Annotated in this window: 25 protein-coding genes and 1 pseudogene; 18 read left to right on the forward strand and 8 right to left on the reverse strand. The window is 56.6% G+C overall.

Annotation, left to right across the window (positions count from 1 at the left end):
* Positions 1 to 75 precede the first annotated feature (75 nt).
* The 7 genes and pseudogenes from EKM04_RS04405 (at position 76) to EKM04_RS04435 (ending at position 6,197) form a co-directional block, all read left to right on the forward strand.
* Positions 76 to 906, forward strand: coding sequence for an RNA methyltransferase (locus EKM04_RS04405; RefSeq protein ID WP_183897417.1), 831 nt, complete (start codon positions 76 to 78; stop codon positions 904 to 906).
* A complete protein-coding gene (gene murI / locus EKM04_RS04410; protein WP_183897416.1) occupies positions 887 to 1,714 on the forward strand; it encodes a glutamate racemase in 828 nt (275 codons plus the stop codon). The genes EKM04_RS04405 and murI overlap by 20 nt, the downstream gene beginning before the upstream one ends.
* Before the next feature lie 679 nt (positions 1,715 to 2,393).
* A complete protein-coding gene (locus EKM04_RS04415; protein ID WP_183897415.1) occupies positions 2,394 to 2,909 on the forward strand; it encodes a GNAT family N-acetyltransferase in 516 nt (171 codons plus the stop codon).
* A 99-nt stretch (positions 2,910 to 3,008) separates the two neighbouring features.
* Positions 3,009 to 3,245, forward strand: coding sequence for a HigA family addiction module antitoxin (locus tag EKM04_RS04420; protein ID WP_183897414.1), 237 nt, complete (start codon positions 3,009 to 3,011; stop codon positions 3,243 to 3,245).
* Positions 3,246 to 3,383: 138 nt separating this feature from the next.
* A pseudogene (locus EKM04_RS04425) lies at positions 3,384 to 3,626 on the forward strand (LysE family translocator); the annotation flags it as partial.
* 42 nt (positions 3,627 to 3,668) lie between these two features.
* Entirely contained in the window at positions 3,669 to 4,547 is an 879-nt protein-coding gene (locus EKM04_RS04430; RefSeq protein WP_183897413.1) for an EamA family transporter, read from the forward strand.
* Positions 4,548 to 4,676: 129 nt separating this feature from the next.
* Positions 4,677 to 6,197 (forward strand): helicase HerA domain-containing protein, encoded by a 1,521-nt coding sequence (locus EKM04_RS04435; RefSeq protein ID WP_183897412.1) that lies wholly within the window; start codon positions 4,677 to 4,679, stop codon positions 6,195 to 6,197.
* Positions 6,198 to 6,234: 37 nt separating this feature from the next.
* Here EKM04_RS04435 and EKM04_RS04440 read toward each other — a convergent pair whose 3' ends face one another.
* Positions 6,235 to 7,218 (reverse strand): TerC family protein, encoded by a 984-nt coding sequence (locus tag EKM04_RS04440; RefSeq protein ID WP_174153104.1) that lies wholly within the window; start codon positions 7,216 to 7,218, stop codon positions 6,235 to 6,237.
* Between the two features lie 442 nt (positions 7,219 to 7,660).
* Between EKM04_RS04440 and rpsD the strand changes: the two genes are divergently transcribed.
* Positions 7,661 to 8,278 (forward strand): 30S ribosomal protein S4, encoded by a 618-nt coding sequence (gene rpsD, locus EKM04_RS04445; RefSeq protein ID WP_042619322.1) that lies wholly within the window; start codon positions 7,661 to 7,663, stop codon positions 8,276 to 8,278.
* A 64-nt stretch (positions 8,279 to 8,342) separates the two neighbouring features.
* On the opposite strand, the gene gph is transcribed toward rpsD, so the two are convergent.
* Entirely contained in the window at positions 8,343 to 9,032 is a 690-nt protein-coding gene (gene gph, locus EKM04_RS04450) for a phosphoglycolate phosphatase (protein WP_234911027.1), read from the reverse strand.
* A 209-nt stretch (positions 9,033 to 9,241) separates the two neighbouring features.
* On the opposite strand from gph, the gene rpiA reads away from it, so the two are divergent.
* The 4 genes from rpiA to EKM04_RS04470 all read left to right on the forward strand — a co-directional run bounded on the left by rpiA (position 9,242) and on the right by EKM04_RS04470 (position 13,674).
* Entirely contained in the window at positions 9,242 to 9,940 is a 699-nt protein-coding gene (gene rpiA, locus EKM04_RS04455) for a ribose-5-phosphate isomerase RpiA (RefSeq protein WP_183897410.1), read from the forward strand.
* A 17-nt stretch (positions 9,941 to 9,957) separates the two neighbouring features.
* Positions 9,958 to 10,563: a DUF2059 domain-containing protein gene (locus tag EKM04_RS04460; protein ID WP_174153107.1), complete on the forward strand. Its 606-nt coding sequence runs from the start codon at positions 9,958 to 9,960 to the stop codon at positions 10,561 to 10,563.
* A 129-nt stretch (positions 10,564 to 10,692) separates the two neighbouring features.
* Positions 10,693 to 12,081 carry a glutathione-disulfide reductase gene (gene gor, locus EKM04_RS04465; RefSeq protein WP_183897409.1) on the forward strand — a complete coding sequence of 463 codons (1,389 nt, stop codon included), beginning with the start codon at positions 10,693 to 10,695 and terminating at the stop codon, positions 12,079 to 12,081.
* A 216-nt stretch (positions 12,082 to 12,297) separates the two neighbouring features.
* Positions 12,298 to 13,674 carry a class II 3-deoxy-7-phosphoheptulonate synthase gene (locus tag EKM04_RS04470; protein ID WP_174153108.1) on the forward strand — a complete coding sequence of 459 codons (1,377 nt, stop codon included), beginning with the start codon at positions 12,298 to 12,300 and terminating at the stop codon, positions 13,672 to 13,674.
* A 66-nt stretch (positions 13,675 to 13,740) separates the two neighbouring features.
* Here the strand turns inward: EKM04_RS04470 and EKM04_RS04475 are convergent, their stop codons facing one another.
* The 6 genes from EKM04_RS04475 to EKM04_RS04500 all read right to left on the reverse strand — a co-directional run bounded on the left by EKM04_RS04475 (position 13,741) and on the right by EKM04_RS04500 (position 20,394).
* On the reverse strand, positions 13,741 to 15,471 hold the full coding sequence (locus EKM04_RS04475) for a pilus assembly protein TadG-related protein (RefSeq protein ID WP_183897408.1): 1,731 nt from the start codon (positions 15,469 to 15,471) through the stop codon (positions 13,741 to 13,743).
* A gap of 1 nt (position 15,472) precedes the next feature.
* Positions 15,473 to 15,895, reverse strand: coding sequence for a TadE/TadG family type IV pilus assembly protein (locus EKM04_RS04480; RefSeq protein WP_174153110.1), 423 nt, complete (start codon positions 15,893 to 15,895; stop codon positions 15,473 to 15,475).
* A gap of 160 nt (positions 15,896 to 16,055) precedes the next feature.
* Positions 16,056 to 16,898, reverse strand: coding sequence for a RadC family protein (radC, locus tag EKM04_RS04485; RefSeq protein ID WP_183897407.1), 843 nt, complete (start codon positions 16,896 to 16,898; stop codon positions 16,056 to 16,058).
* Positions 16,899 to 16,941: 43 nt separating this feature from the next.
* Positions 16,942 to 17,772 carry a type I methionyl aminopeptidase gene (map, locus tag EKM04_RS04490; protein WP_183897406.1) on the reverse strand — a complete coding sequence of 277 codons (831 nt, stop codon included), beginning with the start codon at positions 17,770 to 17,772 and terminating at the stop codon, positions 16,942 to 16,944.
* 31 nt (positions 17,773 to 17,803) lie between these two features.
* Complete coding sequence (sfsA, locus tag EKM04_RS04495) at positions 17,804 to 18,523, reverse strand: DNA/RNA nuclease SfsA (RefSeq protein WP_183897405.1); 720 nt, start codon at positions 18,521 to 18,523, stop codon at positions 17,804 to 17,806.
* Positions 18,524 to 18,549: 26 nt separating this feature from the next.
* The gene (locus EKM04_RS04500) at positions 18,550 to 20,394 is read right to left on the reverse strand and encodes a PHA/PHB synthase family protein (protein ID WP_183897404.1); all 1,845 of its coding nucleotides are present in this window, start codon (positions 20,392 to 20,394) and stop codon (positions 18,550 to 18,552) included.
* A gap of 128 nt (positions 20,395 to 20,522) precedes the next feature.
* Between EKM04_RS04500 and EKM04_RS04505 the strand changes: the two genes are divergently transcribed.
* From EKM04_RS04505 to EKM04_RS04530, 6 genes are all read left to right on the forward strand, one after another.
* The gene (locus EKM04_RS04505) at positions 20,523 to 20,924 is read left to right on the forward strand and encodes a hypothetical protein (protein WP_234900289.1); all 402 of its coding nucleotides are present in this window, start codon (positions 20,523 to 20,525) and stop codon (positions 20,922 to 20,924) included.
* A gap of 424 nt (positions 20,925 to 21,348) precedes the next feature.
* Positions 21,349 to 21,633, forward strand: a complete 285-nt coding sequence (locus EKM04_RS04510; RefSeq protein WP_103088466.1) for an acyl carrier protein — start codon at positions 21,349 to 21,351, stop codon at positions 21,631 to 21,633.
* Between the two features lie 264 nt (positions 21,634 to 21,897).
* Positions 21,898 to 22,377: a 3-hydroxyacyl-ACP dehydratase FabZ family protein gene (locus tag EKM04_RS04515; RefSeq protein WP_183897403.1), complete on the forward strand. Its 480-nt coding sequence runs from the start codon at positions 21,898 to 21,900 to the stop codon at positions 22,375 to 22,377.
* A gap of 172 nt (positions 22,378 to 22,549) precedes the next feature.
* Positions 22,550 to 23,746: a beta-ketoacyl-ACP synthase gene (locus EKM04_RS04520; protein ID WP_183897402.1), complete on the forward strand. Its 1,197-nt coding sequence runs from the start codon at positions 22,550 to 22,552 to the stop codon at positions 23,744 to 23,746.
* A gap of 12 nt (positions 23,747 to 23,758) precedes the next feature.
* Entirely contained in the window at positions 23,759 to 25,045 is a 1,287-nt protein-coding gene (locus EKM04_RS04525) for a beta-ketoacyl-ACP synthase (protein ID WP_174153117.1), read from the forward strand.
* Between the two features lie 51 nt (positions 25,046 to 25,096).
* Positions 25,097 to 26,125, forward strand: a complete 1,029-nt coding sequence (locus EKM04_RS04530; RefSeq protein ID WP_183897401.1) for a zinc-binding dehydrogenase — start codon at positions 25,097 to 25,099, stop codon at positions 26,123 to 26,125.
* Positions 26,126 to 26,131: the final 6 nt, after the last annotated feature.

Here is a 26,131-nt window from a genome sequence, read left to right on the forward strand (position 1 = left end):
GGCATTTGGCCGCCGCTGCCTTTGATTTGTCCGGAAAACTGTGCCAGTGAAACGCCGAAATATTGGAAGGCGACCATGGCAGGCACAAATAGCGAGCTGGAGCTTCTCGCAGAAGGTCCGGCGATCATTCTCGTTGAACCTCAGCTGGGTGAAAACATCGGCATGGTGGCGCGTGCCATGGCCAATTTCGGCTTGGCGGAATTGCGCCTCGTCAATCCGCGCGATGGCTGGCCGAGCGAGAAGGCCCGGGCGGCGGCGTCCAAGGCCGATCACGTGATCGATAGAACGCAGGTGTTCGCGACCATTGAGGAAGCGACGTCCGACCTGCAATTCACCTATGCGACGACTGCGCGCGAGCGCTACGGTTTCAAGCCGGTGCGCGCGCCCGTGGTTGCGGCCGAAACCTTGCGGACGAAATTCAGGTCTGGCGAGAAAACCGGCATTCTGTTTGGTCGTGAGCGCTGGGGACTTACCAATGAAGAGGTTGCGCTGGCCGATGAGATCGTGACCTTTCCGGTCAATCCGGCCTTCGCTTCGCTCAACATCGCGCAGGCCGTGTTGCTGATGTCCTATGAGTGGATGAAGTCCGGCATGGAGGATTTGAGCCAGACATTGTTCGAACCTTTGGAGCAGAGCCAAGCAACGAAAGAGCAGCTCTATGGCCTGTTCGACCAGATGGAAGAAGCGCTGGACGCGCGGGGTTACTTTCGCCCTGAAGGCAAGCGGCAACGGATGATCGAAAATCTGCGCGCCGTCATATCGCGCCGGGCGCTGACGTCCCAGGAAATCAACGTCTTGCGCGGTGTGTTCGGCACGTTCGACAAATATGGCCGCCAGACACCACGCGGCAGCAACGGTCCTTACGCTGAGGGGAGCAATGCAAGAGATGACGGCGATAACGCCTGATAGCGTGAAGACGGCGCTCAAGCCGGTGCTGGTTTTCGACAGCGGCATCGGTGGACTGACCGTTTTGCGCGAGGCACGGGTGCTGATGCCTGAGCGCAGCTTCGTCTATGTTGCTGACGACGCCGGTTTTCCCTATGGCGGATGGGAGGAAGATGCGCTGACCGAGCGGCTTCTTTCGTTGTTCGGGACCTTGATCGATACGCATCAACCGGAAATCTGCATTGTCGCCTGCAACACGGCGTTTACACTGGCGGGTGCGGCTTTGCGTGCGACGTTTCCAAAGATGACATTCGTCGGCACAGTGCCAGCCGTAAAGCCGGCGGCGGAGCGCACCCGCTCAGGGCTCGTGTCCGTGCTGGCCACGCCCGGTACCGTCAAGCGTGCCTATACGCGCGATCTCATTCAGTCTTTCGCGTCGCAGTGCCATGTGCGTCTGGTGGGGTCCGAAAATCTGGCGCGCATGGCCGAATTTTGGATCAGGGGAGAGCTGGTTCCGGACGAGGCCGTTCTGGCTGAAATTTCGCCTTGCTTCATCGAGGAAGAAGGCAGACGTACCGATATCGTTGTGCTGGCCTGTACGCATTACCCTTTCATGGCCAACGTCTTTCGTCGTCTTGCGCCTTGGCCGGTCGACTGGCTGGATCCGGCAGAGGCGATTGCCCGTCAAGCGCGACGTAAAGTCGAACTTGTGGAGGGTGCAGAGCATCCCGAAGGCTTCGACGCGGCGATTTTTACATCCGGCCAGCCCGACTTCACGACCCGACGCCTGCTGCAGGGGTTTGGATTGAAGGTTGGCGCTCGCACGTGACGATTGTTGCATTTTTGCATCTTCTTGTTTAATCGATTGCAATTCGCGATTGAACCTCTTGAATTGTCTAAAAAGCTGTGTCAAAAAAAACAGGCTCGCAACTCAAACAACAGGAGGCGTCTTATGAATACATTTATGCATCATCGCCTTTCTGGCGTAGCAGGTTCGATGGTACCGGTCCTCACCGGAATTATGACGCCATCTTACCGATAAGGTCCGTTTAACCGGCCCTTTCTCTGCCTCTAGGCATTTCTCAAACTAAACTCGTCGCAAAGCGATTGTGTCGTTGCATATCTGCACGTCCGTCGTTCTGCACGTCTTTTCTATCGCAAAAGGACCTGGTAGCTTCGTGGCGCCGGGATGGATTTCCTATGTCCGATGAACAATCTATACGTGTAAACGATGTTTCGAAAGCTGTCGACGATCTCTTCCTGCATTTTGGTGTCTGGACGACATTCAAAACCATGGTGGTCGTCGCCTGGCAGCATAGGCATGCCAGACAGCATGTTTCGCATCTGTCCGACCACCTGCGGCGTGACATTGGTCTGCCTGCCAGCAAATATCGGTCCGAAATACCATTGATACCCCCTTGGGCGTCACGCTTCTGAGGGGGGTGTCTCCCTGGCGTCATCTGGCCGGGGAGGCTTTCGAGTGATCAAGCTGGAATTGCGAATTTACCATGCAGACTTCCATACATAAACTTTTAGCCTCCGACGCTCAGGCCTATCGCGACCTTCGTCTTGAAGGCTTGGCTGCACAGCCGGAAGCGTTCGGTGCTTCGTTTGAAGACGAGGCCGTGTTGTCGATTGCCGACTTCGCTCGACGCCTCGAACAGGGAAACGTTTTTGGTGCTCGTCGCACAGATACGAATGAAATGGTTGGCGTCGTTGGCCTTCACATTTCGACGGGGCTGAAGATCATGCATAAAGGCGCGATTTGGGGCATGTATGTGCGACCAGAGATGCGCGGCTCGGGCGTCGGTGCTGCCCTCATCAAGTACGCATTGGACTATGCCAAGCCGCTCGTTGAAGAGGTCAAGATTAGTGTCGGTGCGTCCAACTTTGCTGCCCACAAACTGTATATCAAGATGGGGTTTGAGCAGTATGGGTTTGAACGGCGCGCATTGAAAATCGGGCGAACCTATTACGATGAAGTGCTGATGGCGATGGTTCTCAATCCGCCCACCGAACTGTGATGGCACGGGAGGCTGTTCATTTGGCAGGCGACGTTTCGGTTCATTGATCATGATGTCGATCAGGTCGATCGTCAGGATTACCGCTGAAGGAGCGATATGATGATGAAATTTCCGGCTCATCCCGGTGAACTCTTGCGGGAAGACGTCGTTGGCGCGCTTGAGCTTTCCGTGACCGAGGTAGCAGGCAGGCTTGGTATGTCGTCCCGCGTCTCCTTGTCCCGCGTTTTAAATAGCCGCGCACGTATCAGCCCTGATCTTGCGCTAGGCTTGGAGCGGGCCGGTGTCAGCACTGCCAAGGCGTGGATTGCCATGCAGGCCAATTATGATTTGGCATAGGCTATGGCGCGGCATCAGCCACACATTCGTCCTTTGACCGACAAAGCTGCTTAGTTCTCAATTACTGCTTGATCTCTTTTCGGCGTGATAGCTCGCCTCATGATTATCAATAGGGATGTCATCATGCCGATAGAAAACTGGCTGGCCTTCCTGCCGCAGTTTCTGACGCCATCACTGCCGTTCTGGCCTCAGGTGATGATCTTTGAAGTCACGTTCCTTGTGCTTGCTACCTTTAACGCGGCTCTTTATGGATTGCTGGCAAGTGCGGCCCGCAATTCCATTCGAAAGCCCAGAGTCCAGCGTATCGTCAACCGTACAGGCGGAAGCCTGCTGATCGGGGCTGGCCTGTTGACCATGGGTTGGAAGCGCGCCGCCGGTTAAGAACGCCGCAATCTCGTGCGGCACCCGATTGGATAAAACAAAATGGCCGTGCCGCACATCTTTCTCGCCCTGATCACCGTGTTTTTGTGGGGCTTCAACTTCGTTGTTATCAAGGTCGGCGTCATGGATATGCCGCCCTTGTTTTTGACGGCGTTGCGATACTTCTTCGCTGCCGTGCCGCTTGTATTCTTCATGTCGCGCCCGAAAGTTCCGTGGAAGCACATGATCGTCTACGGCATGGTGATGGGCTGCGCGCAGTTCGGGCTTCTCTACACGGCGATCAAATGGGGGCTTCCCGCAGGGTTGGCGTCACTGGTCATGCAGTCGCAAGCGTTCTTTACCATGGCGCTGGCTGTGACGTTGCTGGGTGAAATTCCCTTGAGATCGCACATTGCGGGCGCCGCCGTCGCGTTCAGCGGCTTGGCCGTAATTGGTCTCGAGCGTCTTGATATCGACGCCATGGTGCCGCTGCTGATGTGTGTTGGTGCTGCGTTTAGCTGGGCCATCGGTAATATCGTCAATCGCAAGGTTGGCAGTGTGAATGCCATCTCGTTTGTCGCCTGGACAAGCCTCGTGCCCGTTTTGCCGCTTGTCGCGCTATCGCTTGTACTGGAAGGTCCGCAGGCTATTTCGGCGGGCCTTGCGACTGCCGATATGATAACGGTTCTTGTCGTCGTCTACATGGCCTACGGAGCAACCATAGTCGGTGCTGGCATCTGGAGTTTTCTGCTTTTGCGATATCCCGCAGGCACTGTTGCGCCGTTTTCATTACTCGTTCCCATCGTTGGCTTCCTCGGTGCGTATTTCGCCTTTGCGGAAGAAATCACCGTGCTGGAGATCGTCGGCAGCTCACTTGTGGTCGTGGGGCTGGCGCTGAACGTGTTCGGTCGCCGCCTGTCGTTCAGGCGGGCTTCCGCCTGACCCCACAATATTCCCTGTGCATTGTCGTTGACGCCGCAGGGCATTTGCTGATTTTCTTGGTAAAGGAGATGCTCGGGGTCGTTTCGACGAATCGGCGTTCATCCAATCGCAGTGCAGGGAATTTTTAAATTGCAGGTCGGCATCGACATGGGAACCCTATCGGGCGGGCAGGCAGCCAAGCTCGATATCGAAGAATTGCTTGCGACACGTTTGCTGGTGCAGGGCAACTCCGGTTCCGGCAAATCGCATCTCCTACGCAGACTGCTGGAGCAATCCGCGCCTTGGGTACAGCAGGTCATTATCGATCCCGAGGGCGATTTCGTCACCTTGGCCGACAAGTTTGGCCATGTGGTGGTGGACGGCGAGCGCACCGAGGGTGAACTGTCCGGCATTGCCAACCGCATTCGTCAGCACCGGGTCTCGTGCGTTTTGACGCTGGAGGGTCTCGACGTCGAGCAGCAGATGCGTGCCGCAGCCGCTTTCCTCAACGGTCTGTTCGATGCTGACCGGGAGTTCTGGTATCCGGTTCTGGTGGTGGTGGACGAAGCGCAGATGTTTGCGCCCTCCGTTGCGGGCGAAGTGAGCGAAGACGCGCGCAAGATGTCGCTGGGCGCCATGACGAACCTGATGTGCCGTGGCCGAAAGCGCGGCCTGGCGGGCGTCATTGCCACGCAGCGTTTGGCCAAGCTTGCCAAGAACGTGGCGGCTGAGGCCTCCAACTTCCTGATGGGCCGCACCTTTCTCGATATCGACATGGCGCGAGCTGCCGATCTTCTCGGGATGGATCGTCGTCAGGCGGAGATGTTCCGCGATCTTCAGCGCGGCAATTTCGTGGCACTGGGACCGGCGCTGTCACGTCGTCCTCTGCCGATCATCATTGGCGCGGTCGAGACGTCAGCGCGGTCTTCCTCGCCCAAGCTCATGCCGCTGCCCGATTCGCCGCAGGATGTCGAAGACCTGATCTTCACGCCCGATCCCGAAGAATTTTCAAGGACACCGGTCAGGCGCACGCCTCCCGCGCCACGGCCAACCACGGATATTCTGGCGGAGCTTTCGCGCTCGACACCTGCGATTGGCGGGCCGGAGCCTCAGCAACCGGCCCAGCGCAGCACCCAGCCGGAGATGTCACCGGAAGAGCGGGGTGAAAAGATTTCCGCTGTTCTCTGCGAAATCATGGACGATCCGCAATCGGCCTATCGCACGGATGCCGTGCTCTATCAGGAGTTTCTGGTGCGCGCCCGTATGCGCCGCATTCCCGGCACACCCATGGCGCTTTCCGAATTCCGTCGGCAGGTTGCCATCACGCGCTCAGGTGTGGATTTGGAGATGGCAGCGACCGAGAACTGGGAGAAGGCGCTGGAGCTTTCGAAAAACGTCTCCGACGATTTGCAGGGCGTGTTCCTGCTTCTGGTCAAAGCGGCACTCAAGGAGGAGCCTTGCCCTTCCGACGCGCGGATCGCTCGCGCCTATGGCACGCATTCGGCACGGCGCGCCCGCATGTTGCTGGGTTATTTCGAGGAGAAGGAACTCGTCGTCGTGCATGCGGACTTTTCCGGCAAGCGCATCGTTGCGTTCCCCGATCTTGACGCAAAAACCGCGCCCGGAGATGCGGACGCGGCTGAGGAAATCGTCAAGTTTGCGGCTGAGTAATGCATGGAGGCAGCTTTCGCCGCCCCCACACCAGACCTTACTCGACGGTCTTCTTTTCGTTGCGTGTCGCAAACAGCGAGCCAACAACACCGGTCACGAGGATTGCGACGGTCACGCCCAACGAGACGGCAGGTGGAATTTTCGCAATGCCCAGCATGTCCGCCAGGAAGATCTTGGAGCCGACGAAGACCAGAACACCAGCCAGCGCATATTTCAGGTAAGCGAAGCGGTGGATGAGGGCTGCCAGCGCAAAGTAGAGTGCACGCAGGCCAAGGATCGCGAAGATGTTCGACGTGTAGACGATGTACGGATCGGTCGTGATCGCGAAAATCGCCGGGATCGAGTCGACCGCGAAGATGAGGTCCGCCAGTTCCACCATGATGAGGGCGAGAAACAGCGGCGTTACGAATGTCTTCAGCTTGCCCGTGCGCGGGTCCGTTTCCTTGACGAGAAACTTCTCGCCATGAAGCTTTTCAGACACAGGAAGGCGCTTGCGAAGGAAGTTGAGGATAGGGTTCTTGCCGATATCCTGTTCTTCGTGGTTTGCGGAAAACAGCATCTTGATGCCGGTGAACACAAGGAACGCAGCAAAGATGTAAAGAACCCAGTTGAAGTTCTCAACGATCGCAGCACCCGCAGCAATCATGATGCCACGTAGCACGATGACGCCCAGAATACCCCATAGCAGGACACGGTGCTGGTATTGGCGTGGAATGGCGAAGTAAGAGAAAATCATCGCGATGACAAAGATGTTGTCCATCGCGAGACTTTTTTCGATCACAAAACCCGTGAGATATTCGACGGCAAGCTGCTCGCCGGATTGATACCATATCCAGCCACCGAAGGCTAAACCGATACCAATGTAGAATGCCGACATCAGCATGCTTTCGCGAATGCCAATTTCTTTCGAGTTCTTATGCAGGACGCCAAGGTCCAGCGCGAGAAGACCGAGAACCAACGAAATAAAAACAGCCCACATCCATGCGGGCTTGCCGAGAAAATCAATAAGGAGGAATTCCATCAGTCAACCTTTGGCCGGACGAGGTTGGCTTTTCGGATGGGGAACGTGTGACAAACATAGACGCGGCCCCAACCTAAAGAGACTCGACATCGCGTATTGTCCGGTAATACGCCAGAGGGGCCCGAGTCCTGATCACGGACGGGAAATAATGTGGCAAAATCCTGTTTCAAGGGGATCGACGAATTTTTTTCTCGTTGACAATTTTATGAAGGCCACCTAGAAGCCGCTCAACACCGGGCAGCGATGCTCGGTGTATTCTGTTGATCGCCCTGCAGCTTACAAGTTGTCGTTCGGCGGTCAACATCACCGACATGTCCCGTGGCTTCTCCATTCGCAAATGTGAGAAACCTGTCAGAGGTCCTAAAACGGGACCTCAGAGGAGGGCGTGTTTCCTTGATCCGGTTTGGCAACAAACCGGTGTAACATTCTGAAAGGAAATACGATGAGCAAGCGCGAATCGTCTAAGTACAAAATTGACCGCCGTATGGGCGAAAATATCTGGGGTCGTCCTAAGTCCCCAGTAAACCGTCGCGAATACGGCCCAGGCCAGCACGGTCAGCGCCGCAAGGGCAAGATGAGCGACTTTGGTACGCAGCTGCGCGCCAAGCAGAAGCTCAAGGGCTACTATGGTGAAGTTCGTGAAAAGCAGTTCCGCGCAACCTACGACGAAGCCAACCGTCGCAAGGGTGACACATCCGAGAACCTGATCGGTCTGCTCGAGTCCCGTCTGGACGCGATCGTATACCGTGCAAAGTTCGTTCCGACCGTTTTTGCTGCTCGCCAGTTCGTCAACCATGGCCACGTCACGGTGAACGGCGTTCGCGTCAACATCGGTTCTTACCGTTGCAAGCCAGGCGACGTTATCGAAGTTCGTCAGAAGTCCAAGCAGCTGGTAACGGTTCTCGAAGCTGTTGCACTCGCAGAGCGTGACGTTCCTGACTACGTCGAAGTTGATCACAACAAGATGGTTGCGACATTCGTTCGCGTTCCTGCACTTGCCGACGTGCCATACGCTGTCGTCATGGAACCACACCTCGTGGTCGAATTCTACTCGCGTTAATCAAAGCATATCAGAGATCGAAAAAGCCGCCTTTCGGGGCGGCTTTTTTGTTTGTGCTGTTGCCTCAAGCGGCGGCAACCCGCTTTGAAATCAGTCGTTCGATCAGGGCAGCATCCAATTCATCGTAGCTATCGATCACCACGTCCGGCCCAAGCTCGGCCATGGGCACATCCGTGTAGCCAAAAGTGACGCCGACCGATGGTATATTGGCATTTTTGGCGGACGCGATGTCATTGAAACTGTCGCCAACCATCACGCTTTTAGCCGGGTCTCCGCCTGCTTTTTCAATGGTGCCGGTGATATGGCGCGCGTCGGGCTTGCGCCACTCGAACGTGTCGCCGCAGGTGACGACGGCAAAATGTTGGCTAATGCCCAGTTTTTCCAGAAGCGGAACCGCCAGAACGGTCGTCTTGTTTGTGCACACGGCCAGTGTGAAGCCGGAAGCCGTCAATCTGTCGAGAGTCGCTATGATGCCAGGGTATGGCTTACTGTTTCCGGGGATTTTTTCGAGATAGTGTGCGATGAAGCGCTCGTAGAGCGGTTCCAGATCGTCGTCGGACAGTTCTTTCTCGCGTAGGGAAAAGGCTCGCTTGATCATGACACGTGCGCCATGGCCGACGAGGTGTTTGAGGTCGCCGTAGGTCGTGGGTGCAAGACCAGCGGCCGATATGGCGTAGTTCAGGCTGTCGATAAGGTCGGGGGCTGTGTCAACCAGTGTACCGTCGAGATCGAATATGACGAGAGGAGAAGTCAAGGCATGCCTCATGGTGTGCTGTGTATTGTCCCGCCAAGGCTAAGCATTGCCATGGGCATTTGCAATGAAACCTTTGAATCGTCGCATCTAGCGCTTTCAAGGGGCTTTCGTTTGCTATTCGACCCGTGTAAACAGCACGCCAGCGTGAGGCTGCGCATCGCAGGACCCATACGTGGATCGATTGGTATAGACCCGGAGTTTGCAGCCGAATGGATGCCCGCCAAATGAAGATCAAGGCCGCAGAAGCGGCGTTGTCCCATGTCGAGGACGGAATGCGCCTTGGCATTGGTACCGGCTCAACGGCAGAGGAATTCGTCAGGCTTCTGGCTGAAAAAGTTTCTCACGGGCTGACCGTGCAGGGCGTTCCGACATCAGAGCGTACGGCGCGGCTGTGCGTCGAGCTTGGTGTTCCCCTAAAGTCTCTGGACGAACTGCCGGAACTTGATTTGACCATCGACGGTGCCGATGAGGTCGATCACGCCTTGCGCCTCGTCAAGGGCGGCGGCGGCGCGTTGCTGCGTGAGAAAATCGTCGCTGCTGCCTCGTCTCGCGTCATTGTGATTGCCGATCAGAGCAAGGTGGTGGAGACGCTTGGCGCGTTTCCGTTGCCCATCGAGATCAATATTTTCGGGCAGGTTGCAACCCGCATCGCTATCGAGACAGTGGCTTCGAAATTGGGCCTTACGGGCGATTTGAAGCTGCGGTCTCTGGAGGATGGTCCCTTCAAAACAGACGGTGGCCACCTCATTTTCGACGCATCTTTTGGCCGTATTCCTGATGCAGAAGCACTGGCACGCGAGCTGAACGCCATACCAGGTGTTGTCGAGCACGGACTTTTCATTAATCTGGCATCGCTTGCCATTATCGCCGGGCCGGATGGCGCCCGTGTTATGCAAGCGAAGATATAACAGGAGCGAGAGATTTCATGATCAAACTTGCGGGACTGGGCAAAGCTGCCGCTGCTTCGATCTTCATTTCCGGCATCGTGTTCGGCACCGCCGTTCGGTCACAGGAAATTTCCGAGGAGCACATCACCGCTGCAAAGCAGGCGATTGCATCACTCGGCGTCACTGACCGTTTCGACAACATTCTTCCAGGTCTTGCGGAGCGTTTGAAGACCGAACTCATTCAGGCTTCGCCGAACGTGCAGGACGCCATCAGCGAGACCGTCGATGCCAAGGCCCTAGAACTTGCACCGCGCCGTGCCGACCTGGAACGCGAAGCCGCGCTGACCTATGCGCGCGCTTTTTCGCTGGAGGAACTGAAGGCGATTGCTGCTTTCTACGGTAGCGAGACGGGTAAGAAATTGTTGAAGGATGGGCCGATTGCAACGCGTGAACTGATGAAGGCTGCCGACATCTGGGCTGCTGGTATCAACCGCGATCTCAACACGTCGAGCATGGCAGAGCTTCAGAAGGTTGCGGGTGCAGACCTTCAGCCACTTCCGGCCAACAATTCCAACACCGGTGGCGCTCCGGGCGCAACGGCTGCGCCTGCGACTGCGGCACCGGCGGCCAAGCCAAAGCCCTGAGTACTTCAGCAAGCTTTCAGAAATATTCAAAGCCCGGAGTTCACTCCGGGCTTTTCTTTTATGGGGCGCGCCACCTATATGGGTGCATCAGGGATGGTAGCGATCATCCTTCCCATCAGAGGCTTTCCCATGACATCTTTCGATTATGATCTCTTCGTTATCGGCGGCGGTTCCGGCGGCGTGCGTAGCGCCCGCGTTGCTGCGTCGCTGGGCAAGCGAGTTGGCATTGCCGAGGAGTATCGTTATGGCGGGACATGCGTTATCCGCGGCTGCGTACCGAAAAAGCTGTTTGTCTACGCATCGCAATATCGAGAGCATTTCGAAGATGCTGCAGGCTTCGGCTGGACGGTGGGTGAAAGCCGTTTCGACTGGAAAAAGCTGATTGCCGCAAAAGACAAGGAAATCGAGCGTCTGGAAGGTCTCTATCGGAAAGGTCTGGAGAACGCCAAGGCCGATATCTTCGATAGCCGCGCCGTGCTGGTCGATGCCCACACGGTCAAGCTGATGACAACCGGTCAGACAATGACCGCAGAGCGCATTGTGATCGCGGTGGGCGGCACACCCAATCCGCACGCGTCTTTGCCCGGTCATGAGCTGACCATTTCGTCCAATGAAGCTTTCCATCTGGAGGCTCTGCCCAAAGCCATTCTGATTGCGGGTGGCGGTTACATCGCCGTCGAGTTCGCCAATATCTTTCATGGACTGGGTGTTGAGACGACGCTGATCTATCGCGGCAAGGAAATCCTGTCGCGTTTCGACAATGACATGCGCGCCGGTCTGCATGCGGCCATGGTCGAGAAGGGGATCCGCATCATTCTGGAAGACGTGATCCAGGACGTTAGCAAGGACGGGGCAGGTGGTCTCGTTGCGCGCACCAAGCAGGGTCATTCGCTTGCCGTCGGAGAGGTGATGCTGGCGCTTGGGCGCGATCCGAACACGCAGGGCCTGGGTCTGGAAAACGCTGGTGTCGCGCTCAACGAGCGGGGTGCTATCATCGTTGATGAGTATTCGCGAACCAACGTACCGAGCATTTTCGCCTTGGGTGATGTCACCGACCGGGTACAGCTGACGCCCGTGGCGATCCATGAGGCCATGTGCTTCATTGAAACCGAGTTCAAGAACAATCCGACCAAGCCGGATCATCATCTGATCGCGACAGCGGTCTTTTCGCAGCCGGAAATCGGTACGGTTGGTCTATCCGAGGAGGAGGCCGCTCACAAATTCGACGAGATCGAGGTCTATCGCGCCCAGTTCCGCCCCATGAAGGCGACGCTTTCCGGCCGTTCCGAAAAGACGATCATGAAGCTGATTGTCAATGCGGCAGATCGCAAGGTGGTTGGCGCCCATATTCTGGGTCACGACGCGGGCGAGATGGCGCAGCTTCTGGGAATCACACTGAAGGCGGGATGCACGAAGGATGACTTCGATGCCACGATGGCTGTTCACCCCACGGCCTCTGAAGAGCTGGTGACGATGTACACGCCAAGCTACCGGGTCAAGAACGGAGAGCGAGTGTAAACCTCGTGAGACACAGACCAATGACCGAGACCTGATCACAGCCACAGAAATTAAATCGGTTGAAATCGGTTTTCTTTGCCATATTGGCCTAAAATCAGGATAAAGGCGGTGCCCCTGAAAGGATCAGCTTTGCAAAGACCATGCTTGAAGCTATAAGCCGCGCAACTTTCGAGATCGCTACGTCAGTTGATGTTGGCGCAACACCAGGTGAGTATCATGGCACAGAATTGGACACCCGGTAGCTGGAGACATAAGCCTATCCAGCAGGTTCCTGAATACCCGAACGCGGCTGCGGTTGCGGCAACGGAAGCGACGCTTGCAACCTATCCGCCTCTGGTGTTTGCCGGTGAAGCGCGCCGTTTGAAGAAGCAACTGGCAAGCGTTGCCGATGGCGAGGCATTTTTGCTTCAGGGTGGTGATTGCGCAGAGAGCTTTCTGGAACATGGCGCCGACAACATTCGCGACTTCTTCCGCGCATTCCTGCAAATGGCCGTCGTTCTCACCTATGGTGCGCAGCTTCCCGTCGTGAAAGTCGGTCGCATTGCCGGTCAGTTCGCCAAGCCGCGCTCGTCCAACATCGAGACGCAGAATGGCATCAACCTGCCATCCTACCGTGGTGATATCATCAACGGCATCGAGTTCAACGAAGCCTCGCGCGTGCCAAACCCCGAGCGTCAGCTGGATGCTTATCGCCAATCAGCCGCAACATTAAACCTGTTGCGCGCGTTCGCCATGGGCGGCTATGCCAACCTTGAGAACGTGCACCAGTGGATGCTCGGTTTCGTCAAGGACAGCCCGCAGGCTGACCGTTACCGCAAGCTGGCCAATCGCATTTCCGAAACCATGGACTTCATGAAGGCGATCGGCATCACGGCGGACAACCAGCCCAGCCTGCGCGAGACGGATTTCTTCACCAGCCATGAAGCCCTGCTTCTGGGCTATGAAGAAGCGCTGACCCGCATCGATTCGACGTCTGGCGATTGGTACGCCACATCTGGCCATATGCTGTGGATCGGTGACCGCACCCGCCAGCTGGACCACGCCCATGTGGAATATTTCCGCGGCATCAAAAATCCGATCGGCTTGAAGTGCGGCCCATCCTTGCAGCCCGACAATCTGATCGAGTTGATCGATGCGCTGAACCCGACCAACGAAGCCGGTCGCCTGACGCTGATATGCCGCTTTGGTCACGACAAGGTTGCCGACAGCCTGCCGAAGCTTATCCGCGCCGTGGAGAAGGAAGGCCGAAAGGTCGTGTGGTCTTGTGATCCGATGCATGGCAACACGATCACGCTCAACCACTACAAGACGCGTCCTTTCGAGCGCATTCTGTCGGAGGTCGAAAGCTTCTTCCAGATCCACCGTGCCGAAGGCACGCATCCGGGCGGCATTCATATCGAGATGACCGGCAAGGACGTAACGGAATGTACGGGTGGTGCGCGCACGGTCACGGCGGATTCGCTGTCTGACCGTTATCACACCCATTGCGACCCTCGGCTCAACGCCGATCAGGCGCTGGAACTGGCGTTCCTTTTGTCCGAGCGCATGAAAAGTGGCCGTGACGAGAAGCGCATGGCCGTCGTCAACGGCTGATATCTCACCTCAAACACAAAAACGCCGCCGGAGAGATCTGGCGGCGTTTTTGTTTTGATCCCTTGGTTATTGAACGAGCGCGGGGTGCGAACAGCGGGCATCGGTGACGCGCACGTCGGCTTCGCCGACTTTGACGCCGAGCAACATCAGGGTGTTGTAGAGAAGGCTATCGATGGGCGCGGTTGCCACGGACAACGTTTCAGCAAGGGCTGCCTGAATCACGGGCTGCGAGCCGATCGTGATGATCAGCAGGCTGATATCGACGTCGAGCTCCTTCAACAAAGATTTGACCAGCGATGTGGTTATATCCCTCGTGGAGACGTTTTTGATCGTGCCTTGTGCGATATCGGCTGGCTGAAATGTCAGCGTTGTGGGCCTGCCATTGGCACTATCGATATGGGCCATGGCATTGATCCTCAACAGCAGCGAATCCACGATGGCAGCCTTTGTGACGCGCGGATCACGGCCGAAATTGTTAAACCCGCTCATATCGACGTTACCGAGCGAAATCTCTGCTATGCCCGGAACGACTGCCACATCGACCGTGCCTGCGCCGCCTGTAGAGCATCTGATCTCCGACAGTTTGGCTTCTGCATTGGCAACTTCCACGTAGAGCGGCACACGCACGCTCAGGCCCAAAAGCGCCTTGAGGCCATCGATCTTGGTATCGATCATCAGGCGTGTTTGCGCGGTTCTCACCACTGTTCCGGGTGTGCCTATTGCAAGCGACGGAGTGCCGACCGGCGGTTCGCCAATGGCAATCGTAAGCCTCGTGGCTGCCAATCCCGGCACTGACAGACCTGCATCGACCGAGACCTGTTTTCCCGCATTGGCGATTGTGGCGGCTGCGTTGATGAGTTCGAAGACGCCAGCGTTCACGCTCAGGTTTTCAGCCGCGCCAATCTGTTTATCGAGGATAGGTCCGAGTGCGAGAATTTCCTCCAGCCGCAGTTTGATGGTTGTTTTGGCAGCTGCTTTTTCAAGTGTCTTAAGGGCTGTCGTCACCGTCGGTTTGGTGCCGGTCGCCTTGGTCAGCGCCGCCAGAAATTTCCCGTAGCTGATCTCCGTTTGAAGCACATCGCGGTAGGTGCCCGCCGTGAGACTGAGATCGGTGGCGAGCGAATCGATCAGTTTCAATGCATTGATATCGGTTGCGACCAGCGCCTGATAATCCGACACATTGAGCGCAACAGTGGTGCCCAACAGGCCGCCCAGCAAATTATTCAGCAGACCGCCATTGAGGCTGGCAAGGCGTGAACCGACTGAGAAGGCGGCAATCTTTTCTCCCGCCGCCGTTCCAACGGCGGAGATTTTGGGCGCGGTCGTGAACGTACCGGCAAAAAAGATGCGGCCCTGTTCCACGATGTTGACCTTCACCGCGTTGGTCGGCGTTGCGTTTTCAACGAAGCGATTGCCAATCGATACATTGGGATCGGCGATGTAGCGGCCTTTGATCACTTCCGCGTAGCCGTCACGGCCGCTAAAGGCTGTTTCGGGATCGAAGGGAATGGTGCCGGTTTCCGTCAAAATACCGGAAGCGGTTTTGACACCGAGGTTCTTGTTGTTGAGCTTGAAATACTGAAGGACTGCACGATCCACATCGGTCGCCGATGCTGCAGAGACCGCCGCAAGGTCCGCGGTTTGCTGCAACTGGCGCTTTTGTAGTGTCAGCGATCCGTAGTCCACACCCAGTGCCAGGACGCCCATCATCAGCGGTGCGGTAATGCCTGCCATGATGGCGACGTTGCCTGAACGGTTTTTGGTGAAGCGCTTGAGTGTTGAAGTGGTTTTGCACATATCAGATTCCTCCGATCCGGATCGTCGAAAATCGTCGAATGGTCTTGTCCGGAAGCGCGAATGTGTAGAGGTTCCAGATTGGTAGTTCGGTTGCGTCATATTCCACGGTGACCGTGAATTGGTTGACGTTTGCCGGATCGCTTCCGACGCTGACATTGACGCGGCTCTTATCCAGAAACGCGTAATTCAGTGCGCTTTGATCAACAAAATTTTTCGCCAGTGTTTCCCGCTCGATTTTGGTGATGCCCGCCACGGCGGTTCGCGCTGCATCTGCGGCAACCTGCTGCACCGCATAGGCTGCGCTGAGGTATATGCCGTAGGCGATCATGGTCAACAGGACGAGAATGAAGACAGGTGCGACAATCGCAAACTCGACCGCTGCCGAGCCGGAACGATTGCGGATTATTCTTGCCATAGAGGTCATGGCGCTCCCCGATCCGAAAATTCTTTATTTTCGGAAAAGCTAATTTAGATATCTTGATTTTGTATTAATCGGAAAATTTACGGTTGTGCCGTTTCTGGAAAACCGGAGTTTAACGCGCATTTTTCTTGAGAAATGTCAGCGTTTTTCTTCAGTGGCGGGTTTAGATCAACCTCAAGCCCTTGAAACTCACATGACCATCCTTGCCGATGATAATGTGGTCGTGGACGGCGATGCCAAGTGGTTTGGCGGTATCGATAATCGTTTTTGTCATATCGATATCGGCGCGGGATGGGGTCGGGTCTCCACTGGGGTGATTGTGGACGAGGATGATGGCGGTGGAAGAGAGTTCCAGTGCGCGTCGTACGATCTCGCGCGGATAAACAGGGGTGTGATCTACCGTGCCGTGACCTTGCACCTCGTCGGCGATCAGCACGTTGCGTTTGTCGAGAAAAAGAATGCGGAACTGCTCGCGCGACTCATGCGCCATGACAGCGTGGCAGTAGTCGATGACGGCAGACCATGACCCAAGAACTTGCTTGTTGCGGATTTCGCTTTTCAGCATGCGTTGGGACACCGAGGCGACGAGCTTGAGGTCAAGCGCCACCGTCTCGCCGACCCCCTTTACCTCCTGAAGCAGCGCGGATGGCGCACCGAGCACACCCGCAAGCGTTCCAAATCTGGCAATCAACGCCTTGGCGATGGGTTTGGTGTCCCTGCGCGGGATCAAACGAAACAGAAAAAGCTCCAGCAACTCATAGTCTGCCAAGGCCGAATCGCCATTCTCCCGATATTTGGCGCGCAGACGCTCCCGGTGACCGTGGTAATGGGCAGCGTCGCTTTCAGACGTCAATGACTGATGCGACCTGATCTCTTTACCCGTGCCCAATCTCGAATCGCTAAAAAATCCGCGCTCATCGCCTGAATCCGAAAAGCCGGTCAACGTGTCTTCAGTGCCGCGTTCCAGATTGGACGTTACGTCTTTGTTGGAAGGTCGTTTGGCCATCAGGCATGTCTTTCGGTTTCTGTTGGATGCTTTCAGTCAACCTTTACAGTGGTGGTAGGCCAGGACGGTGAAGCCCCGCTGGTGACAGGGTAAAGACTTCGCACCCTGTCGCCGTCACGCCCACCGCATGTTCATATTGTGCGGACAGCGAACGATCGCGGGTGACAGCCGTCCAGCCGTCGGACAGGACCTTCACATGCGGCTTGCCGAGATTGATCATCGGCTCGATGGTGAAAATCATGCCTTCGCGCATTTCCGGACCATCGGTTTCCTTGCCGTAATGGAGAATGTTCGGCGTGTCGTGAAAAAGGCGTCCCACGCCATGCCCACAGAAATCAGTGACCACGGAGCATCGCTCGGCTTCCGCATAGGCTTGAATGGCAGCCCCGATGGCGCCGGTGCGGGCGCCCGGTCTAACGGCAGCAATGCCGCGCATCAGGCATTCGTATGTCACTTCCAGGAGACGCTCAGAAGCACGCTTGATCTGGCCGACCGGATACATGCGGCTGGAATCGCCGTACCAGCCATCGAGGATATAGGTGACGTCGATGTTGACGATATCACCTTCGCGCAGCGGCTTGTCATCGGGAATACCATGGCAGACGACATGGTTGATGGAGGTGCAGACGGATTTGGTGTAACCGCGATAGTTCAGCGTAGCGGGCAGGGCGTTGTTGTCCATACCGAACTCGAACACGAAACGGTCGATTGCGCTGGTGGTCACGCCGGGCTTCACCATGCTCGCCAACTCATCGAGGCACCGCGCCGTCAACTGGCTTGCCTTGTGCATGCCCTTGAAGTCTTCAGCATTGTACAGCCGGATGACGCCCGTGTTCTTGGAGGGGGCCGCTGCCGCATCGATGTAAGTAACCATTGTCCTGCTTTCCGTCTTTTAATTCTTCATTTCATAAAGCAGTGGGGTGCCAGTCGTCTATTGCAACCATCTCGTTTGCAACGATTTCCCGTGATGAGACGCTACATTTTATGGCGTAGGCCTCTACGCCACGCTTCATGGCACGGTGGAAGGCGGCGAAATAGACCGGATCGAGATCACCACAGATGCGAAGCTGGTCGCAATCCTTGCGCTGGATAAGGTATAGCATCACCGCGCGATAGCCGTTTTGCGCCGCATCGCCCAGCTCTTCCAGATGTTTTGCGCCGCGCTTGGTGGGGCTATCGGGAAACTCTGCGAGGCCTTTCTGTCGCATGAAGTGCACGTTCTTCACCTCTACATAGGCGTCCGGTCGACCCGGTGCGGAGAGAAGAAAGTCGACACGTGAATTGATGCCGTACTTCTGCTCGCGCCTGGTTGTCGTGTATCCGGCCAATGATGGTATGCGATTGTTTCGAATCGCTTCTTCCGCAAGCCTGTTGGGCATCCCGGTGTTGATGCCGACGACGGTGTCATCGGCTTCCACCATTTCCAGCATGTGGCGATATTTGCGGGTAGGGCTGTCGTGCCCTGACAGCCAGATGCGCGAACCTGGCGTGGTCAGTCCGCGCATGGAACCAGTATTGGGACAGGAGCCGGTAATTTCGGTGCCATCTTCCAACACTGCGTCGAAGAGGAAACGCTTGTAACGGGAGATGAGCGTGGCGGGGATGAGCGGAGAATCAAAGATCATGGTGCATTGTCGTGCCGGCAACCCGCTTATTCAAGCACGTAGGTTCCGGGCGCATCGCAAAGCGGCTCCATAGCCTCGCCGGGAACGCGGGCTGCCACCTTTCTCTTATCCTGACCCTTGATCCATTTCTGCCAATGTGGCCACCACGACCCCTTTTGCTCAATGGCAGACTTTTGCCATTCCTCGAAGTCACCATCCGGTGATGCGCTTGTCCAATACTGATACTTGTCCATCTCAGGTGGATTGACGACACCTGCGATATGGCCGGAGGCGCTGAGCACGAATTCCACCGGGCCACCGAAACACGCCGCGCCCGTAAACACGGACTTGGCGGGCGCTATGTGGTCTTCACGGGTGGCCAGATCATAGACCGGGATTTCGATGTCCTTCAAATTGACCACCTTGCCAGCGACCTGCATACGACCTTCCGCCAGATTGTTTTCCAGATAACAGTTGCGGAGGTAAAAGGAGTGGTTCGCAGCCGCGACGCGGGTCGAATCAGAGTTCCAGTAAAGCAGATCGAAGGGTGGTGGCTGTGCGCCCCGCAGATAATTGTCCACCACGTAGGGCCAGATCAGATCGGATGCGCGCAGCATGTTGAAGACGCTCGCCATGATCGCGCCGTCCAGGTAACCGACCGCCTTCATATGGGCGTCGAGTGTTGCCAATTGCTGCTCGTCGATGAAGACCTTCAAATCGCCTGCATGGGTGAAATCCGTCTGTGCAGCCAGCAGCGTCGCCGAACGGATGCGTCTGTTTTTCGCCTGCGCATGCAGTGCCAGCGTGGAGGCCAGCAGTGTTCCACCGATGCAATAGCCGACAGCATTGATCTGTTTCTCACCCGTTGCCTGTTCAATGGCTTCAAGCGCGAAATCTATGCCTTCACGCGTGTAGTCGTCCCAGCCTTTGGTCGCATGGCGCGCATCGGGGTTGACCCAGGAGATCATGAATACGCTGTGGCCTTGATCGACGCACCATTTGACGAAGGACTTTCGGGCGTTCAGATCCAGGATGTAAAACTTGTTGATCCACGGCGGGATGATCAGCAGTGGCCGCTTCAGCACCTTTTCGGTGGATGGCGCATATTGAATGACTTCGCACAGCTCGCTGCGGGCGATGACCTTGCCGGGGGTAACGGCGATATTCTGGCCGATGACGAATTTGCTGTAATCGGTCTGCCGCAATTTGATGTTGCCGTTACCCGCCGCCATGTCTTCGGCGAGCTGGGCCATACCCTTCACCAGGTTGGCTCCGCTGGTTGCCACGGTTTCGCGAAAGACCTGCGGATTGGTGAAGGCGAAATTGGCCGGGGAAATCGCTTCCGTCACCTGCCTCATGTAAAACTGCGCTTTCTGGCGCGTTTTTTCATCCAGTCCTTCTGCTTCCGTCACCATGCGGTCTGCCCAACTGACGGTCACGAAGTAGACCTTCTGCAAAGCATCGAAAAACGGATTTGCCTGCCAGTCCTCGTCGGCGAAGCGCTTGTGTCTGCGCTTCTCGTCTGACTGTTCCCCGGCGTTTGTGGATTCACCGGAAAATTGCGAAACCGATTTCTTCCAGATGTCGAAGTAGCTGGAAATGAGATGCGTTTGCGCTTCCACCGAGCGCTCAGGCTCTGCCATCCAGTATTCGGCAACATCCGAGAGCGTCTGGACCAGATCGCTCATGGGGCTGGCGGTCGTTTGCGGAATGTCTCCGCGCTCCCGTGGCGCAAGCCATTCGGATGCTGCCTTGCCGAGATTTTCCAAAGCTTTCGCCACGTTCATGGCGAAGGCCTGCGGGTCGCGCACCATGTAAGCGTCTGCGGATTTGGGATCGAAGCTGCGTGGCTTTTCCTCCTCGTCGTTCACGCCGCCATCGGTGCCTGCCATACATTATTCTCCCGCGCATTTTTGTGTTTGCACATTCTGCATGAAAACGAATACAAGTTCCAGCGACAGAGGCGCTCAGCATACGGCGTTCAGAGATCGAGTAATACGGCTACAGGCGGGACATTGGAATGGGCAAACGTATGGAATGCGTGAGAGCGGCAACGATCCTGTCGGTTTGCGGCGTCCTTTTGCCGCTGCTTGGCGCCTGCAAACCACTGGCGCCGGTTCTTTCGCCAGCGAACATGCCGCACCCCCAACCGCAGGTGGTCGGCCCACAGACGGTGGATGCGTCTCCCATGGCGCAAAAGCGTGACACCGGCACCTATCCGACGTTTGCAAAGCCAATGACCGCCGCCCTGCCGCAGATGGAAAACACCGAAGCCGATTCCATGCAGGCATCCATGAGCAGACTGGGCGCCGCTCGCAGTCGGGGGCAGATTTCAGAGTCGGAATACAAGCGTAAGGTCGCGGAACTTCGTGCATTGCAGCAGCAGCAACAGCCAACGTCTACACCCGCTCCTTCGCAGTAATCTCCGGGTTAACGCATCGTCAACAGGCAGCCCGTCTTTTGACGGAGTGTCGAAACGATATGCTAACCGCGCTGCTTAAGCGTATGGAGGCAACTTCGCGCTATGATCCGGCTTAGGGACAACAACGTCCGTTAAGCGCCGGAGAGCGTGAGATGAAGTGCTTTTTTGTTTGTGTGATTTTTGCAGCGACGCTGTTCAACCCTGCTCAGGCAAAAGCCCCGACGGTACCGACAAGCCACACGGGACATGCCCGCTGATCACCGATATCAACCCGTGTGATCTAGCGTCTGAACGTCGTGTCAGCCATTCCGTTGCTGTTTCGGCAACACTTTGCTTTGAAAATTCAATGATCTTTCAGGAGGCCATTGGCTTTTTTGCCCAACTTGCCTATGTGGTGCGTCATACATAGGACACACGAAGGATTATGGGCGTGACAGCTACATTCGACAAGGTTGCAGACATTATCGCTGATACCAGCGAGATCGATCGCGAAACCATTACGCCGGAAAGCCACACGATCGACGATCTGGGCATCGACAGCCTCGACTTCCTCGATATCGTTTTTGCGATCGACAAGGAGTTCGGCATCAAGATTCCGCTTGAACAGTGGACGCAGGAAGTCAACGAAGGCAAGGTTTCGACCGAGGAATACTTCGTTCTGAAGAACCTCTGTGCGAAGATTGACGAGTTGAAAGCAGCCAAGGGCTGATTTGACAGGCTCGTTTACGTGCGCGCTTGACAGCCGATGAGGCGAACCAAACCCTCTGTGATGCTCGGGCTCGTCCCGAGCATCTGCACCGGATCGGTTGTTGCGGCGTGATTGAATCTTCGGGAAAAGCCCGAAGATGACAGAGAGGGCGGCACGGCGCTTTTTCCAATGCGTGCCCGCCGGTGAGGCGGGCTTCTGCTTTTTGGCTGTGCTGTAAAGCAATTCCAAACGCATCCGTATCCTCGAACTTCTTATGGGCAATACATGCTTCTCGAATATTTCCAGATGGTCGACCGCATCGAGTCCATCGACAGGTCCGCGCGGACGTTGAGGGCGCGTTCGGTCGTGCCTGACCAGAGCCCGGTGTTCGAGGGTCATTTTCCTGGTATGCCGCTCGTGCCCGGTGTTCTTCTCATCGAGACCATGGCACAAGCGTCGGGTATGCTCGTTCTGGCGATGACCGATTTTGCGGCCATGCCGTTCCTGATGACGGTCGATGGCGCGAAGATGCGCACCTTCGTGGAGCCGAATGCCGTCCTCGATATCGAGGCCTATCTGGAGCATGATGGTTCGGGCTTTGCCGTGACAAAGGCTAAAATCACCTCCGCTGGCAAAAAAGTCTGCGATGCGCAGTTGAAGCTGCGCACCATGCCGTTCAGCGACATTCCGCTGGGACCGATCGTCAAGAAGCGCGCTGAAGAGATTGGCCTGATGGCCGCCATTGCAGCCGATCGATCCGTTTGAGCTGCCTTTTCTGACATTTAAAAGATGAAAATCCATGCATTGCGTTGGCTCTTTGGGCCTTCGCCATTGCAAAGCCGCATCGTGAGCATTATTCCGCATGGCACGCGCGGTTTTAACCGCTTTGATAGCTGGCCTGTTTTGCTCTGCGACCAGCAGCGATGAAGGATGACAGATGATGAAGTCTGACAATGATGTGGTAATTACCGGTGTCGGTATCGTGACCTGTCATGGTGTCGGTATCGATGCCCATATTGCGCTGCTGTCCGCCAGCGCTGCGCCTGACGCGATTATCGAAACGGAAAAATTCGCGCCGTATCCTATCCATCCGCTCCCGGAGATCGACTGGTCGAGCCAGATCGGGCGTAAGGATCAGCGTCAGATGGAAAACTGGCAGCGACTCGGTGTCTTCGCTGCGGGTCTTGCTCTGGACGACGCAGGTCTGAAAGATGAGGCGGAAGCCTGTGGGACCATGGACATGATCGTGGCCGCTGGTGGCGGCGAGCGTGACATCAATGTCGATACGTTGATTGTGGACGAAGGTTTGAAGCGTAACGACCGCGAAGTCATGCTCAATGAAAAGCTGACGACCGAATTGCGACCGACGCTGTTTCTGGCGCAGCTGTCCAACCTGATGGCTGGCAACATTTCCATTGTCCACAAGGTGACGGGATCATCGCGAACCTTCATGGGTGAAGAGGCTGCAGGCATTTCTGCGGTGGAGACGGCGTTTCACCGCATTCGCTCCGGTGAATCGAGCCATGCGCTGGTCGGTGGTGCGTTTGCCGCGGAACGTCCCGATATGACGCTGCTGTTCGAGGCCATCGGTGCCCATGCGCAAGGTGAATGGCAGCCGCTATGGTCACGCGCTGACGGTGAGGGCGGTGGGATGATCACTGGCTCGGTCGGTGCGTTCCTCGTTCTCGAATCACGCAAGCACGCACAAGCGCGCGGCGCGAAGGTCTATGCGCGTATCGACGGCATCGAAGGTGATCGCGGTGCGCGTGAAGACGGCAAGTTCGAGCAGAGACTGGAGCGGCTTCTTGCGCCAGCGACCGACGCTGCTGACACCGTCGTCTTTTCCGGCGCAAGCGGTCACGACGCCATAACGGGTCGCGAAGCTGCCATTCTTCAAAAGGCCTTATCCAATGCCGCCGTTCGTGGTTTTGGTGGTGTCACTGGCCATGGACTTGAGGCGCAATTCCCGCTGGGGCTGGCGCTTGCTGCTCTTGCCCTCAAGGCTGATGCGAAAGTTCCGGCTTTTGATGGTTCCATTGAGAAGCCGATGACATCTGCCGCAGCGCAGGCTGTGGTGACGACCGTTGGCCATGTTCGCGGCGAAGGCGTTGCCGTGCTTTCCAAAGATATGTGAGGAGTAGACACCATGGCATCCAGCAGTTTCAGGGATCACCTCGGTCGTCCCATCGTTGCCGTTACAGGCATGGGCATTCTCACCTCGTTGGGCCAGGGGCTCGATGACAACTGGGCGGCGCTGACGTCCGGCAAGTCGGGCATTCACAAGATCACCCGTTTCCCCACCGACAATCTTTCCACCAGAATTTGCGGCACAGTCGATTTCATCGAGATACCCAAGCCCAATTCTGTCGAACGTTCCTTTGCCTTTGCTCGGGAAACGACCATCGAAGCTCTGGCGCAGGCTGGTCTGTCGGGGGATTTCAACGGCCCGCTGTTTTTGGCAGCACCGCCCATTGAACCGGAATGGAGCGCTCGTTTCGAACTCGGCGACCGGTCGCCGCCCGCTGCAAAGCCTGGCGATGCCTATGACCGCTTCATGGCAGCATTGCGTGAAAGGCCAGATCAAGCGTTTCAGGAAGCGGCCCTCTTCGGCGCGATCTCGGAGCGCCTCGCAGACCTTTTCGGGACACGCGGACTTCCTGTCACTCTGTCCACGGCGTGCGCGTCCGGTGCCACCGCCATTCAGCTTGGCGTCGAAGCCATCCGGCAGGGGCGTACGGACCGTGCGCTGACTGTTGCAACTGATGGTTCGGTCAGTGCCGAGGCCCTGATCCGCTTCTCGCTGCTATCAGCGCTTTCCACGCAGAACGACCCACCGGAAAAAGCATCCAAGCCGTTCAGCAAGGATCGCGATGGATTCGTGATTGCCGAAGGTGCAGCAACACTCGTGCTGGAATCACTTGAGACTGCTGTTGCTCGCGGCGCAAAAATCCTCGGCATCATCAAGGGTGCTGGCGAAAAGGCCGACAGCTTTCACCGGACACGCTCTTCGCCAGATGGCGGTCCTGCGATTGCGAGCATTCGTGCGGCGCTCGCGGATGCAGGCGTGGCCGAAGGTGACATCAACTACATCAATGCGCACGGCACATCGACGCCTGAGAACGACAAGATGGAATATGGTTCCATGCTCGCCGTGTTCGGCGAGGGGTTGAAGTCCATTCCTGTTTCCTCCAACAAGTCGATGATCGGTCACACATTGACAGCCGCCGGTGCCGTGGAAGCCGTGTTCTCGTTGCAAACCATGCTGACCGGTACCGTTCCACCGACCATCAACTACACAAACCCTGATCCGACGATTGCGCTGGACGTGGTGCCGAATGTCAAGCGCGATGCGGATGTCACCGCCGTGCTTTCCAATTCCTTCGGTTTCGGCGGCCAGAACGCAAGCCTTGTCATGACGCGGGAACCGGCTTAAGCGGTTTACCACATCAAAATCTATAGCGCCTTCGGGCGAAGGACTTTTACTATGCGCGCCTTGCAACTCGTTGATGATCGTAAGCTTGAGAGAGTGGAACTGCCAGAGCCTGAAGCACCAGCGCCCGGCGAAGTGACGCTCCGGGTCAAGGCTGTGGCGTTGAACCACATCGACGTCTGGGGCTGGCGCGGTATGGCGTTTGCCAAGCGCAAGATGCCTTTGACGATCGGCGCGGAAGCGTCTGGTATCGTTGAAGCCATCGGTCCCGGCGTCTCCAACGTCCTGCCGGGTCAACTTGTGTCCATCTATGGCGCGCGCACCTGCGGCCGGTGCCACCATTGCGTGGCTGGTCGCGACAATCTCTGCGAAAATGTGGGTGGTGTTCACGGCTTCCATCTGGATGGTTTCGCGCAGGAAAAAATCAATATTCCCGCTCGTCAACTCGTTCTCGCACCGCCCGGCATCGACGCGGTCGCGGCGGCTCTTGCGCCTGTGACCTTCGGCACCGTCGAGCATATGCTGTTCGACAATGCCAAGCTTCAGCCTGGCGAAACGATCCTCATTCATGCGGGTGGTTCGGGTATCGGCTCGGCCGCCATTCAGCTTGCCAAGAAAATGGGATGCATTGTCATCACCACGGTTGGTTCCGATGACAAGATCGAGCGCGCCAAGGCATTGGGTGCAGATCACGTCATCAACTACCGTGTCGACCGTTTCGAAGGCGTCGTTCGCAAGCTGACGAAGAAGAAGGGCGTCGATGTCGTTTTCGAGCATGTGGGAAAAGACACCTGGGCGGGTTCTATGTTCTGTCTGAAGCGCGGCGGGCGGCTTGTGACCTGCGGCTCCACATCGGGCGTTTCTGCGGAAATCAATCTGATGATGCTGTTCCAGCAGCAGCTGAAGCTGCTCGGTTCGTTCGGTTGCCGTATGGAAAACATGGCGAATGCCATGCAGAAAATGGCGAGGGGCCTTGTGCATCCTGTCATCGATACCGAAGTAACCTTCGATACTATCGAGATGGCGCTGGAGCGGATGGAAAGCCGTCAGGTCTTCGGCAAAATCGTCCTACGGATGGATTGATCCTTT

Source organism: Rhizobium skierniewicense Ch11, from assembly GCF_023757665.1.
Taxonomy (GTDB): Bacteria; Pseudomonadota; Alphaproteobacteria; order Rhizobiales; family Rhizobiaceae; genus Agrobacterium; species Agrobacterium skierniewicense.